The 13,059-nt window shown below is 70.2% G+C and carries 13 protein-coding genes; 8 read left to right on the top strand and 5 right to left on the bottom strand.

Annotated elements, in window-relative coordinates; translation table 11 throughout:
- Positions 1–305 precede the first annotated feature (305 nt).
- The 3 genes from WJ12_RS33285 to ltaE all read left to right on the top strand — a co-directional run bounded on the left by WJ12_RS33285 (position 306) and on the right by ltaE (position 2,333).
- On the top strand, positions 306–638 hold the full coding sequence (locus WJ12_RS33285) for a hypothetical protein (protein ID WP_049033456.1): 333 nt from the start codon (positions 306–308) through the stop codon (positions 636–638).
- Between the two features lie 13 nt (positions 639–651).
- Entirely contained in the window at positions 652–1,203 is a 552-nt protein-coding gene (locus tag WJ12_RS33280; protein ID WP_059559076.1) for a YMGG-like glycine zipper-containing protein, read from the top strand.
- 116 nt (positions 1,204–1,319) lie between these two features.
- Entirely contained in the window at positions 1,320–2,333 is a 1,014-nt protein-coding gene (gene ltaE / locus WJ12_RS33275) for a low-specificity L-threonine aldolase (protein ID WP_059559074.1), read from the top strand.
- Between the two features lie 40 nt (positions 2,334–2,373).
- Here the strand turns inward: ltaE and WJ12_RS33270 are convergent, their stop codons facing one another.
- Entirely contained in the window at positions 2,374–3,282 is a 909-nt protein-coding gene (locus WJ12_RS33270; RefSeq protein WP_049028996.1) for an HTH-type transcriptional regulator ArgP, read from the bottom strand.
- A 302-nt stretch (positions 3,283–3,584) separates the two neighbouring features.
- Between WJ12_RS33270 and WJ12_RS33265 the strand changes: the two genes are divergently transcribed.
- Together WJ12_RS33265 and WJ12_RS33260 are read left to right on the top strand one after the other, a co-directional pair.
- Positions 3,585–4,655 (top strand): MBL fold metallo-hydrolase, encoded by a 1,071-nt coding sequence (locus WJ12_RS33265; protein ID WP_059559073.1) that lies wholly within the window; start codon positions 3,585–3,587, stop codon positions 4,653–4,655.
- Positions 4,656–4,776: 121 nt separating this feature from the next.
- Entirely contained in the window at positions 4,777–5,436 is a 660-nt protein-coding gene (locus WJ12_RS33260; RefSeq protein ID WP_034187855.1) for a glutathione S-transferase family protein, read from the top strand.
- 103 nt (positions 5,437–5,539) lie between these two features.
- Here the strand turns inward: WJ12_RS33260 and WJ12_RS33255 are convergent, their stop codons facing one another.
- Together WJ12_RS33255 and WJ12_RS33250 are read right to left on the bottom strand one after the other, a co-directional pair.
- Positions 5,540–6,232, bottom strand: coding sequence for a phosphatase PAP2 family protein (locus tag WJ12_RS33255; protein WP_034187701.1), 693 nt, complete (start codon positions 6,230–6,232; stop codon positions 5,540–5,542).
- A 429-nt stretch (positions 6,233–6,661) separates the two neighbouring features.
- Positions 6,662–7,894 (bottom strand): MFS transporter, encoded by a 1,233-nt coding sequence (locus tag WJ12_RS33250; RefSeq protein ID WP_059559070.1) that lies wholly within the window; start codon positions 7,892–7,894, stop codon positions 6,662–6,664.
- Positions 7,895–7,995: 101 nt separating this feature from the next.
- On the opposite strand from WJ12_RS33250, the gene WJ12_RS33245 reads away from it, so the two are divergent.
- On the top strand, positions 7,996–8,979 hold the full coding sequence (locus WJ12_RS33245) for a LysR family transcriptional regulator (protein ID WP_034187703.1): 984 nt from the start codon (positions 7,996–7,998) through the stop codon (positions 8,977–8,979).
- A 30-nt stretch (positions 8,980–9,009) separates the two neighbouring features.
- On the opposite strand, the gene WJ12_RS33240 is transcribed toward WJ12_RS33245, so the two are convergent.
- Together WJ12_RS33240 and WJ12_RS33235 are read right to left on the bottom strand one after the other, a co-directional pair.
- Entirely contained in the window at positions 9,010–9,648 is a 639-nt protein-coding gene (locus tag WJ12_RS33240; RefSeq protein ID WP_034187704.1) for a 2-hydroxychromene-2-carboxylate isomerase, read from the bottom strand.
- A gap of 142 nt (positions 9,649–9,790) precedes the next feature.
- Positions 9,791–10,534, bottom strand: coding sequence for an IclR family transcriptional regulator (locus tag WJ12_RS33235; protein ID WP_404823865.1), 744 nt, complete (start codon positions 10,532–10,534; stop codon positions 9,791–9,793).
- 247 nt (positions 10,535–10,781) lie between these two features.
- Between WJ12_RS33235 and WJ12_RS33230 the strand changes: the two genes are divergently transcribed.
- Both WJ12_RS33230 and WJ12_RS33225 read left to right on the top strand, forming a co-directional pair.
- Complete coding sequence (locus WJ12_RS33230; RefSeq protein ID WP_034187706.1) at positions 10,782–11,768, top strand: hydroxymethylglutaryl-CoA lyase; 987 nt, start codon at positions 10,782–10,784, stop codon at positions 11,766–11,768.
- Positions 11,765–13,057 carry a CaiB/BaiF CoA transferase family protein gene (locus tag WJ12_RS33225; protein ID WP_059559068.1) on the top strand — a complete coding sequence of 431 codons (1,293 nt, stop codon included), beginning with the start codon at positions 11,765–11,767 and terminating at the stop codon, positions 13,055–13,057. The genes WJ12_RS33230 and WJ12_RS33225 overlap by 4 nt, the downstream gene beginning before the upstream one ends.
- Positions 13,058–13,059 lie beyond the last annotated feature (2 nt).

Here is a 13,059-nt window from a genome sequence, read left to right as displayed (position 1 = left end):
CCATGGCGTGGCGGTCTGACGCACGTGCGTCAATATGGCGCGCCGCGTCATCGGAACGGGTTCGATCGTCCGGAAACGGCGCGGCGGGCAGCCCGTGCGCGGCGCGCGAGGCAGCCGATCCGTTTCGGCGCGTTAGCGCGTAATGCACGCGGCCGTGGCGGCGGGGCGGTGCCGGGAGCGGCTGTCACACGGGTAACGCCGCGCAACATTGGCGCGGCCGGCCGTAATGGATGCCGGATCGCGCGCGGCGTAGCGTTTCGGGTGTCGGGTTCGTATCGGCGAACCGGCCTGCTGGAGAACGTGACGTGAATGGATTGAAGCTCGCGCTGGGCGCGGCAGCCGCGGTGGCGCTCGCGACGGGCGGCGTCGCGCATGCCGCCCGGGTCGGGGTCTATGTCGGCCCCGGCTTCGGCTACCCGTATTACTACCCTGTCGTCCCCGCGCCTTACTACTACCCGCCGCCCGTCGTCGCGGTACCGGTCGATCCGCCGCCGCCGCCCGAATATGTCGAGAAGGGCCAGCCGCAGGACAACGGCGACGCGAACCTCTGGTATTACTGCGACGCGTCGAAGCACTACTACCCGTATGTGAAGACCTGCAAGTCGGGCTGGCGATCGGTGCCGGCGCGGCCGCAGTGACGGAGGCGCGACGATGACATCCGCATTTCGATTCTTGCGCGTGCCGGCCGCGCTGGCGCTGGCCGGCTGCCTCGGCGCATGCGCGTACCTGCCGACCGGGCCGAGCGTGATGGCGCTGCCGGGCACCGGCAAGTCGTTCGACCAGTTCCGCGCCGATGACGGCAGTTGCCGCCAGTACGCGTTCGAGCAATCGGGCGGCGTGAGCGCCGGGCAGGCGTCGACCGCCAGCGCGGTCGGCAGCGCCGCCGTCGGCACCGCGCTCGGCGCGGCGGCCGGCGCCGCGTTCAACGGCGGCACCGGTGCGGCCGTGGGCGCCGGCGCGGGACTGCTCGCGGGCAGTGTCGTCGGCGCGGGCGCCGCGCAGGGCTCGGCCTACGACGTCCAGCGCCGCTACGACTACGCGTATCTGCAATGCATGTACGCAACGGGCAATCGCGTGCCGGTGCCGGGCGGAATGAGCGGCGGCAGTGGCGGCGGGTATGGCGGCGGCGGATACGGCGGCGCGCCGCGCGCGGCGCCGCCGATGCCGCCGGCCGGCGTCCAGCCGCCGCCGCCGCGATACTGACCATGCGATTGCCGCTCGACGGGCGGCACGCGCTGCGTGAATTGCGTACACTCTGAGTCTCGTTTCGGCAGGGCCGGACGCAGCGATGCCGGCCCGCGTTTACTCAGGGCATAGCGATGATCGATTTACGCAGCGATACCGTGACACGTCCGAGCCAGGCAATGCTGGCCGCCATGACTGCCGCCGAGACCGGCGACGACGTGTGGGGCGACGACCCGACCGTGCTGCGCCTGCAGGCGGTGACGGCCGAGCGCGCGGGCAAGGAAGCCGGCCTGTTCTTCCCGAGCGGCACGCAGAGCAACCTGGCCGCGCTGATGTCGCATTGCGAGCGGGGCGACGAGTACATCGTCGGCCAGCTCGCGCACACCTACAAGTACGAAGGCGGCGGCGCGGCCGTGCTCGGCAGCATCCAGCCGCAGCCGATCGAGAATGCGCCGGACGGCACGCTGCCGCTCGCGAAGATCGCCGCGGCGATCAAGCCGCTCGACAATCACTTTGCCCGCACGCGCCTGCTCGCGCTCGAGAACACGATCGGCGGCCAGGTGTTGCCGGACGGTTATGTGCAGGAAGCCGTCGCGTTCGCGCGCAGCCGCGGGCTGTCCGCGCACCTCGACGGCGCGCGCGTGTGCAACGCGGCCGTCGCGTCGGGGCGCCCGATCGCCGAGCTGTGCGCGCCGTTCGACACCGTGTCGATCTGCTTCTCGAAAGGGCTCGGCGCGCCGGTCGGCTCGGTGCTGGTCGGCAGCCGTGCGCTGATCGAACGTGCGCAGCGCTGGCGCAAGGTGCTGGGCGGCGGGATGCGGCAGTCGGGCATTCTCGCGGCGGCGTGCCTGTATGCGCTCGACCACAACGTCGAGCGGCTCGCGGACGATCACGCGAATGCCGCGCATCTCGCGGCAGGCCTCGCGCGCATCGACGCGGTGAAGGTGCTGTCGCATGCGACGAACATGGTGTTCGCGCAATTTCCCGAAGCCGATTGCGCGCCGCTCGAGGCGTGGCTCAAGGCGCGCGGGATTCTCACGCAGATGTTGTATGCGTCGCGCTTCGTCACGCACTGCGACGTGTCGCGCGCGGATATCGATACCTTCCTCGGCGCGGTCAGCGACTACTTCTCGCAGCGGCGCGCGTAACGGCCGCGAGCCGGCTTCGTCGCCAGCGCGCCGCCTCAGGTCATGTCGGCAGCGGCGCGAGCAATCGGCGCGCCGCTTCGACGACGCGCGCCGACAGCGACGCCATCGTCGGCGACTGCACGGTCCACGCGTGCCAGTACAGCGTGACATCGGTCGGATGCGCGGGCGCGAGATCGACGAGCCCTTGCGCATCGAGCGGCGTCGCGCCGATCAGCGGCTCCGGCACCATCGCGTAGCCGAGCCCGTGCCGCACCGCCGCGAAGTGCGAGTGGGTGCCGGGCACGTAGTGGCACGGGTACGCGCCGTCCGGCAGCCCGAACTTTTCCTTCAGGAACGACGACTGCAGCGTGTCGCGCCGTGAATACGCGACGACGGGCGCCTTGCGCGCGCTCGTGCGGTTCAGCCCGCGCGGGAACCAGCGCACCGCGAACGCGGCGGCCGCGAGCAGCCGGTAGCGCATCGTGCCGAGCGGCGTCGCGATGCAGCCGCGCATCGGCTTCGGTTCGGTCGTCACGCAGCCGACCGCCATCCCGCTTTCGAGCAGCGCGAACGTATGGTCCTGATCCTCGACGATCAGCTCGAACAGGATGCGCTCGCCCGCGAGCACGGATGTCAGCGCGGGCAGGAACCACGTGCCGAGGCTGTCGGAATTCAGCGCGATCGTCACCGAGATCGGCGATTCGCGCTCGGTCGCGAGCGTGCTTTGCAGGTCGGCCTGCAGCAGCGCGACGCGGCGCAGATGCTGCAGCACGCGCTGGCCGGCCACCGTCGGTCGGCATGGCCGCGTGCGCAGCACGAGCGGCGTGCCGAGGCTGGCTTCCAGCGCGCGGACCCGCTGCGTGACGGCGGACGCGGTCACGTGCAGGCGCACGGCCGCCTGCTCGAAGCTGCCGGTGTCGGCGACGGCCAGCAGCGCGGCGGCCTGCTTCGGATCGATCGTCATCGACATGTCGGTGGCATTCCTGTGAACTGTGACGAAAACAGGCCGTAGTGTAAGGCAGTGCGCGCAACCATCCGGGCGTGGCGAATCGTCCCGGCGTGTGCGATTCGTCTTCGGAATCGGTCGCCGCGCACCGTACCCCGGCGGCGCATGCATTTTGATCTACGCTGTAGGGAGGGCGAAACGCAACGCGCGCGATGCCGCTCGCGCGACGGCGATGTCATCATGCCGACGCCGGTGCCGGACGACGATGTGCGGCACGCAGGCCCGCCCCCACCTCACCGAAGCACCGGCGACGGAGAACCCGAGCGATGATCTTCCGGCAACTTTTCGATCCGCAATCGTCGACTTACACGTATCTGCTCGCCGACCGCGCGTCGCGCGAAGCGCTGCTGATCGACCCGGTGTTCGAGCAGGTGCGCCGCGACGCGGCGCTGCTCGACGAACTCGGGCTGCGGCTCGTCGCGACCGTCGACACGCACGTGCATGCCGATCACGTGACAGGCGCGTGGCTGCTGAAACAGCGCACGGGCAGTGCGATCGCGATCTCGGCCGCGAGCGGCGCGCAGGGCGCCGACCGCTACCTGAACGACGGCGACCGCTGTGCGTTCGGCGCGCGTTACCTGACCGTGCGCGCGACGCCCGGCCACACGAGCGGCTGCATCAGCCTCGTGCTCGACGACGAATCGATGGCGTTCACCGGCGATTGCCTGCTGATCCGCGGCACCGGCCGCACCGACTTCCAGCAGGGCGACCCGCGCGCGCTGTATCGCGCGGTGCACGGCCGGCTCTTCACGCTGCCGGCCGCCTGCCTGCTCTATCCGGCGCACGACTATCGCGGGCTCACCGTGACGAGCGTCGGCGAGGAGCGGCGTTTCAATCCGCGCCTCGGCGGCGACCTCAGCGAGGACGATTTCGCGGGCTACATGCGCAACCTCGGGCTCGCGCACCCGCGCCAGATCGACGTCGCGGTGCCGGCGAACCTCCAATGCGGGGTCGCCGCGAACGCGCCCGATGCCCAGGCGGCGCCCGATTGGGCACCCCTCGTCTATACGTTCGCCGGGTTCTGGGAGATCGATCCGCAGTGGCTCGAGGATCATCTGCCGGCCGTGCAGGTCGTCGACGTGCGCGAGCCGGACGAATTCACGGGCCCGCTCGGCCACCTGCCCGGCGCGATGCCGATTCCGCTCGGCGAACTGGCCGCACGCGCCGGCGAGATCGCGCGCGACCGGCCGGTCGTGACCGTGTGCCGGGCCGGCGGGCGCTCCGCGCAGGCCACCGTGATCCTGTTGAAGGCCGGCTTCGACGCGGTCGCGAATCTCGGTGGCGGGATGCTGCGCTGGCGCGCCGAGGGGCGCGTCGTGATGGACGGCCGGTCGTAGCGATCCGAAGCCGAAAAAAATGCCGGACCGATGTCGAAACGGCCCGGCGCCGTTCGTCGTCCAGGTATCCGACCACGTGGCGCCGCACGACGCGGCGCCCACCACCCAGAGAGGCCGCGCGATGATGCCGACGCTTTACGCCCATCCCTTTTCGTCCTACTGCCAGAAGGTGCTGACCGCGCTGTACGAGAACGGCACGCCGTTCGAGTATCGCCTGCTCGCGCACGACGATCCGAAGCCGATGCAGGAACTGACCGCGCTGTGGCCGCTGAAGCGCTTTCCGGTGCTGGTCGAGGCGGGCCGCACGGTGATCGAGGCGTCGATCATCATCGAGTATCTCGGCCTGAACCATCCGGGCCCCGTGCGCCTCTTGCCCGACGATCCGCACGCCGCGCTCGAGGTGCGGATGATGGATCGCTTCTTCGACAACTACGTGTCGACGCCGCAGCAGAAGGTCGTGCACGACGCGTTGCGCCGGGAAGGCGAACGCGATGCACGCGGCGTCGCCGATGCGCGCGCGATGCTCGATACGTCGTATGCGTGGCTGGACCAGAAGATGGCCGATCGCGAATGGGCGGCCGGCGATCATTTCAGCCTCGCCGATTGCGGCGCGGCGCCGTTCCTGTTCTACGCGGACTGGACGCACCGGATCGATCCGCGGTTCGCGAACGTGATCGCGTACCGCAAGCGTCTGCTCGCGCGGCCGTCGTTTGCGCGGGCGGTCGACGAGGCGCGGCCGTTTCGCGCGTTCTTCCCGCTCGGCGCGCCCGATCGCGACTGACGTGCGCGGCCGGCGCGCGGCGCGCCGCTGCCGCGCAGGGCCGGCAGCGCATGCCGGGGCGACGGAACGACAGCAGCAGGGGCAGCATCGCGGCACCGGCCCGTCACATCGTCTGCGTGACCGACTGCGCGAGCGTCAGCAGTTCGTCGAACTGCGTGATCAACTCGAAGCACAGCAGGAACGCGAGCGTATAGGCCGGCGCGGGGAAGCGCCGGATCGTCTCCAGCACCTGCGGCGCGAAGCGCGACCGGATCGCGTCGCGCGTCAGCAGCCACGCGATCGCGATGCCGATCGCGGCGCCCGCGATCAGGTCGGTCGGGTAGTGGAAGCCGAGATACGCGCGCGGCAGGCAGATGAAGACGACCGAATACAGCAGCGCGACGATGCCGATGCGGCGCGCGATGATGAAGATACCGGTCGCGATCGCCATCCACAGCATCGCGTGATCGCTCGGAAACGAACTCCATGCCTGCAGCGTCGCCGCGCGCAGTCCGGCCGACGGGAAGTGCAGGTGGAGATCGGGGTTGTAGATCGGCCGCACGCGGAACGGCAGCACCTGGGCGAGCACCCGGCCGATCGCGAGCGCGACGAGCCCGCTCGCGATCGTCGCGACGACCAGCTCGCGTTGCCGGTCGCGGTTCGGGCCTGGCTGGAACCACAGCCAGCACAGCACGGGAATGAGCACGAAGCCCTTGAACGTGTACAGGCCGGCAATCACGCGAATCGCGTGATTCATCAGCGGGCCGAACGTCACGTGGGTGAGGAAGATCTGGATCGAGGTGTCGAAATCGTTCATGTTCCGGGCGACCCGGGCGGACGCGCAGCGCATGACAGGCGGCCGGCAGGATCGGAAAGCGCGCTCGCACCGGAGCGCAACGGGGGCCAGTATGTCAGCCGTTATTTCGAAGAAAATGCGAAAAAATACCGGGAATCCCCTGATAAAACGGGGTTGTGCGATGGGGTCGGATGGCAACGCGCCGCGCGGTGCGGCAGGGGCGAATCGTCCGACGTTTGCGTGCAGGCGTGCACCGCTGTTGCAAAAATTAATCGGTTGAACTGGCTAATTCGTCAGGCGGATGCGGATCTTGCACCGAATGAACGAATGCGCGCGTCGGTGCGTCCGAATCTGCCGGGCCGCGCAGCATCATGCATGCGCCGATCGAAAATAAAAGAAAAGGCGGGCAAGCCCGTGGGCCTGCCCGCCTCGTCCTCGCGACGGCGGATGTCAGTTGCGCCAGATCCGCACCGCGAGCGCGGCCAGCGACGTCGCGACGGCCAGCGCGGTCACGGCATTCCAGCCCAGTTGCGCGAGCAACAAACTGCCGATCGCGGCGCCGGCCGCCATCCCGATGAACATCCCGACGAACAGCACCGCGTTGAGGCGGCTGCGCGACGCGGGATCGATCCGGTAGACGATGGCCTGGTGCGCGATCAGCGTCGCCTGCACGCCGAGATCGAAGCCGATCGTCGCGAGCGCGAGCAGGACGAGCTGCGCATGCGGCGACATCAGCGGCGCGGCGGCCATCGATGCGAACGACAGCGTCGCGATGCCGATACCGATGCGCGTGACGCGCTCGGGGCCGTGGTGGTCGGCCAGGCGTCCGGCGATCGGCGCGGCCAGCGCGCCGGCGGCGCCCGCGAGGCCGAATGCGCCGGCAGCCGCGCTGCCGAGATGGAACGGCGCGCCGTGCAGCATCACCGCGAGCGTCGACCAGAATGCGCTGAAGCCGATGGCAAGCAGTCCCTGCGCGAGCGCGGCGCGACGCAGAGCCGGATGATCGCGCCACAGCGCGCCGAGCGAGGCGATCAGCGCGCGGTACGGCAGCCGCGTGGTCGGCTCGAAGCGCGGCAGCCCGCGCGCGGCCACCCAGCCGATTACCGCGACGCTGACGGCCGCGAGCGCGAACATCGCGCGCCAGCCGGCCGTTTCGGCGATGAAGCCGGCCACGACGCGCGACAGCAGGATGCCGAGCAGCAGCCCCGTCATCACCGTGCCGACGATGCGGCCGCGATGCGTGTCGTGCGCGAGCGTCGCGGCGGCCGGCACGACGTCCTGCGCCATCGTCGCGGCGAGGCCGATCGCGAAACTCGCCGCGAGCAGCAGCCCGAGAGACGGCGCGATCGCGGCGAGCAGCAGCGCGACGACCAGCGCGGCAGCCTTGGTCACGATCACGCGGCGCCGGTCGAAGCGGTCGCCGAGCGGCGCGAGCAGCAGGATGCCGAGCGCATAGCCGAGTTGCGTGAGCGTCGGCACGAAGCCGATCGCGCGCGCCGATGCGCCGAGATCGGGCCCGAGCGCGCCGAGCATCGGCTGCGCGTAGTAGAGCGGGGCGACGGCGAGGCCGGCGGCGGCCGCGAGCAGCAGCACGAGGCGGCGATCGGGCATCGAATGGGCGGCCGGATGGGCCGGGGCGTGCGCCACACGGGGCGCGGCGTCGAGACGGGTCGGGGTGGACATGGTGTGCATCCTCGGTTGGATAACGGGATGGACGCGAGTGTGGCGGTACGCGGCCGGCCACGGTAGTGCCGCCTCGCGCAGATTTGTTATACGCTGCACGAATGACCGAAAAATCTTCTGCTTCTCCCGCCGCTGGCGGGTCTCAGCGCATTCAGGCCGTGCCGGTGGACGGTGCCGGCTATCGTTTCGAGCTGATGGAAACGTTCGTGCGCATAGTCGAGGCCGGCAGCCTGTCGGCGGCCGCTGCGCAACTGCATACGACGCAGCCGACCATCAGCCGGCGGCTGCAGGCGCTCGAACGGTCGCTCGGCATGCGGCTGCTGCAACGGACGACGCATACGATGCGGCTGACCGTCGACGGCGAGCGTTGCCTCAAGCGGGCGAAGGAGCTGCTGGCGAACTGGGCGGCGTTCGAGGCCGATTTGCGCGGCGCGCAGGAGGAGCCCGACGGGCTGCTGCGCGTCGCGGTGCCGCACGCGTTCGGGCAGGAACGTTTCGTCGCGCCGCTCGCGCAGTTCCTGCGCGACTACCCGCGCGTGTCGGTCGAGTGGCTGCTGCAGGACGAGGTGCGCGATTTCGTCGGCAGCGGCATCGATTGCGCGATCCAGGTCGGCGAGCCGACCGATCCCGGCGTGGTCGCGATCCGGCTGACGAAGGTGCCGCGCTTCGTGGTCGCCGCGCCGTCGGTGCTGAACGGCGCCGATCTACCGGGCGACCCCGACGCGCTGGCCGGGCTGCCGTGGCTCGCGTTGCGCACCTACTACCGCAACGAACTCGCGCTGACGCACGCGGTCACCGGCGACACGCGACGCATCGCGATCCGGCCGCGCATCACGACCGCGAACCTGTATGCGCTGCGTAGCGCGGCGCTGCTGGGCGTCGGTGCGTGTGTCGGCTCGTCATGGATGCTGGCCGGCCATCTCGCGCGCGGCGAGCTCGTGCATCTCGCGCCCGAGTGGCAGGCCGCGCCGCTGCCCGTCTATCTGACCTATCCGCACGCGCAGTTCTATCCGTCGCGGCTCGTGCGGTTCGTCGCGATGATGCGCGAGGCCGTGCCGACGCTCGTCGAAGGGCGCGAGGCATGATCGCGCAGGCGCGCGATGGCGGCCGTGCCGTCAGCCGCGCCGGATGCCTTCCGGCAGCGCGCTGATGCGGCGCACCTCGGGCGAGTCGAGCCACGCGCGCGACGTCGCGCAGTCGACGAACATGTCGGTCGCGTCCTCGCCCCAGAACAGGTCGCCGTCGAGCGCGAAGGTCGGCACGCCGAATACGCCGTCGGCGATCGCCCGATCGGTGTTCGCGCGCAGCGCGTCCTTGACCGGCTGTGCCTCGACGGCCGTCACGCCTTCCGGAAAGCCGACGGCTTCGCATAGCGCCGCGAAGCCGTCGGGCGTCGATACGTCGTGGCCGTCGCGCCAGATGTGCCGGAAGATCCGCCGGATCGCGTCGCGCGAACTGCCCATCGCGATCGCGAGGCGCAGCGGCCTGATCGGGTTGAACGGGTGCGCGGGCGGCATCCGGAACGCGATGCCGAGCTTGTCCGCGCGATATTGCGCGTGACGATAGGTGAAGACGCGTTTGGCCGCGATCTCGGCCGGCGCTTTCTGGCCCCAGTGCGTGAGCAGCGCGCCGAGCACGATCGGGCGCGGCTCGAACGCGGCGGCCGGCGGCAACCGGTCGAACTGTTCCTGCTGCAGATAGGCGAACGGCGAAACGAAATCGAAATACCAGGCGGCGGGGCGTGCGGCGCTCATCGCGATTGTCTCCTCGTGCGGGTCCGGTTGGCGGTTATACGCCCGGTGTGCATGCGAGTGGCACACCGGGCGTGCATCGTCGGCCAGTGTCGCATGCGGCGGCCCGTCGTGCCGTCGCATCGCCGCTGTCGTGCGCAATCGCCTACGACCGTGCAGCGTCGTCGGCCGACGACGCGAGCCGGGCGAGGCTGTCGCGCACGGCGGCCGCGTCGTAGCGCGTGCCCGCGCCGCCGAGCGCGACGGTCGCCTTCTGCGCGAGCGGCAGCAGCATGGCGAGCGCCGCGGCCATCGCCGGCGCGGCGGCGAGCCGCGATTTCGGGCCCGACACCGTCAGCGCGCCGACGCATTCGCCGGCCGCGCCGAACACGGGCACGGATGCCGATGCCGTCTCGGGGTCGCGCTCGCCGTACGACGCGGCCCACAGCTGTTCGCGCACGTCGTCCCAGCGGGCGTCGTGGGTGTCGGTGAAGGCCAGCAGCACCTTCCCGGACGCGCCCTGGCGAACCGGAAATTCCTCGCCGACGCGAATCGACACGCGCACGGCGCGGGCCGGTTCGACGCGATAGAGCACCGAACGCATGTCGCCCTGGCGCACGTAGAACGAAGCCGTTTCGCCGAGTTCGCGGCTCAGCGCCTCGAGCAGCGGCTCGATCACCGGGCCGACGCGGAACGAACGCTGGTACAGCGCGGCGAGCCGCAGCGGCTCGTGCCCGATCGCGTACTGGCCGTCGTCGAGCTTGCGCATGAAGCCGCCGTGTTCGAGCGCCGCGAGCAGGCGCAGGATCGTGCTCTTGTACAGCCCGGTGCGGCGCGACAGCTCGGCGAGCGACAGCCGGTCGTCGGTCTGGCCGAACGCACGGAGGATCGCGAACGCGCGATCGAGCACGGCGACGCCGCTGGATGCTTCTTCGGCCGCCGGATCGGACGTGTCGCTGGTATGACCTGCTTGATGCGTGGGCACTGACTGCTTCCTTCGAATGATGGTCGGCCCACTATATCGTTCTGTCTGACAGAACTCAAGTTCCATAAAATCGCGATTTCACGGGTATACCCCGCTTACCGCTCGTTCGCTGCCCGCCTAAAGTTCTGTCAAACAGAATGATGTTCTTTCAGATAGAACGATGAGGTGTCGAATGAGCGTTTCCGAATATCCGAAGGTGCTGGTCAGCGAGGTCGGTCCGCGCGATGGGCTGCAGAGCATCAAGGCCGTGATGCCGACGGCCGGCAAGCTGCGCTGGATCACCGCGCTGGCCGCGGCCGGCCTGCGCGAGATCGAGGTGGGGTCGTTCGTGCCGGCCCGGCTGTTGCCGCAGATGGCCGACGTGCGCGAAGTCGTCGCGCATGCGCGGGCGATTCCGGGGCTGCACGTCGCCGCGCTCGCGCCGAACCTGCGCGGTGCCGAAGGGGCATTCGACGCGGGCGTGCACAAGCTGACGCTGCCGGTCTCGGTCACGGAAGCGCATTCGCTGGCGAACATCCGCAAGACGCCCGCGCAGATGATCGACGAAGTGCGCGCGATCGTCGCGCTGCGCGATGCGCGGTATCCGTCGGTGCAGATCGAGGCCGGCGTGTCGGTCGCGTTCGGCTGCACGATCGCGGGCGCCGTCAGCGACGACGAGACGATCGCGATGGCCGCCGCGATGGCCGAATGCGGTGTCGACGAAATCGGCTTGTCCGATACCAGCGGTTATGCGAATCCGGCCCAGGTGCGCCGGCTGTTCACGCGGCTGCGCCGTGAAGTCGGCGACAAGGCGGGCGGCGCGCATTTCCACAACACGCGCGGGCAGGGGCTGGCGAACGTCGTCGCGGCGCTCGACGCGGGCGTGACGACGATCGACGCGAGCCAGGGCGGCCTCGGCGGGTGCCCGTATGCGCCCGGCGCGACCGGCAACATCGTGACTGAGGATCTCGTGTTCCTGCTCGAAGCGATGGGATACGACACGGGGGTCGACGTCGACGCGCTGCTCGCCGCGCGCGCGATCCTGCATGCGGCGTTGCCCGCCGAGGCGCTGTACGGCCACGTGCCCGATGCGGGTTTGCCGAAGGGTTTCCGCTATGCGGACGGGCGTGTCCCGTCGGCCGCGCAACCGGAAGGATGCCTGGCGGGAGTCGCGCAATGAACGAACGCCAACCGGCCTCGGCGCTGCCGTACGCAGGCGTGCGCGTGATCGAGATGACGCACATGGTGATGGGCCCGACCTGCGGGATGCTGCTCGCGGATCTCGGCGCGGAAGTGATCAAGATCGAGCCGATCGCGGGCGACGGCACGCGGGCGCTGCGCGGTTCCGGCGCGGGCTTCTTCGGGATGTTCAACCGCAACAAGAAAAGTCTCGCGGTCGACGTGAAGGATCCGCGCGGGCTGGAGATCGTGCTGCGGCTCGTCGCCACGGCGGACGTGTTCAGCGAGAACTTCAAGAGCGGCACGCTGGACCGCCTCGGCCTCGGCTATCCGTCGCTGCACGCGCTGAATCCGCGCCTCGTGTACGTGTCGCACAAGGGCTTCCTGCCGGGCCCGTACGAGCATCGCACCGCGCTCGACGAGGTCGTGCAGATGATGGGCGGCCTCGCCTACATGACGGGCCCCGAAGGGCGGCCGCTGCGCGCGGGTGCGAGCGTGAACGACATCATGGGCGGCATGTTCGGCGCGATCGGCGCGATGGCCGCGCTCGCGCAGCGCGAGCGCACGGGCCGCGGCCAGCAGGTGCAGAGCGCGCTGTTCGAGAACAACGTGTTTCTGGTCGCGCAGCACATGATGCAGTTCGCGGTGACGGGGCAGGCCGCGTCGCCGATGCCGAGCCGCATTTCCGCGTGGGCCGTCTATGACGTGTTCTCCGTCAAGGACAACGAACAGATTTTTCTCGCGGTCGTGTCGGACACGCAATGGGCGCTGTTCTGCGATGCATTCGGCCTGGCCGCGCTGAAGGACGATCCGCGCCTCGCGACCAACAACCTGCGCGTCCAGGCGCGCGAATGGCTGCTGCCCGCGTTGCGAGCGCGGCTGGCGTCGTACTCGGCCGCCGAGATCGGCGCGATCTTCGAGTCGACCGGTCTGCCGTACGCGCCGATCACGAAGCCGCAGGACCTGTTCGACGATCCGCATCTGCGCGCCACGGGCGGCCTCGAAGCCGTGACGCTGCCGGCCGACGCGAGCAGCGCCGGGCGGCCGGTCGACACGCGCACCGCGCTGCTGCCGCTCACGCTCGCGGGCGAGCGCCTGCGGCTGCGCTCGGCGCCGCCCGTGATCGGCCAGGACACGCATGCGCTGCTCGGCGAGCTCGGCTACACGCCCGACGACGCGCGTGCGCTGATCGACGCCGGCGTCGTCGCGGGCCGGGGCGGCGCGGACGACGCGGCGCACGGCGACGGGCCGGGCGGCGCGCCTTCGCCGACTGAAGTGGCGAGCGCGTAGCG

Origin of the sequence: Burkholderia seminalis (genome assembly GCF_001718535.1) — a bacterium.
Lineage (GTDB): Bacteria > Pseudomonadota > Gammaproteobacteria > Burkholderiales > Burkholderiaceae > Burkholderia > Burkholderia seminalis.
Note: the sequence above shows the minus strand (reverse complement) of the source record. Positions and strands in the feature narration are given on the sequence as shown.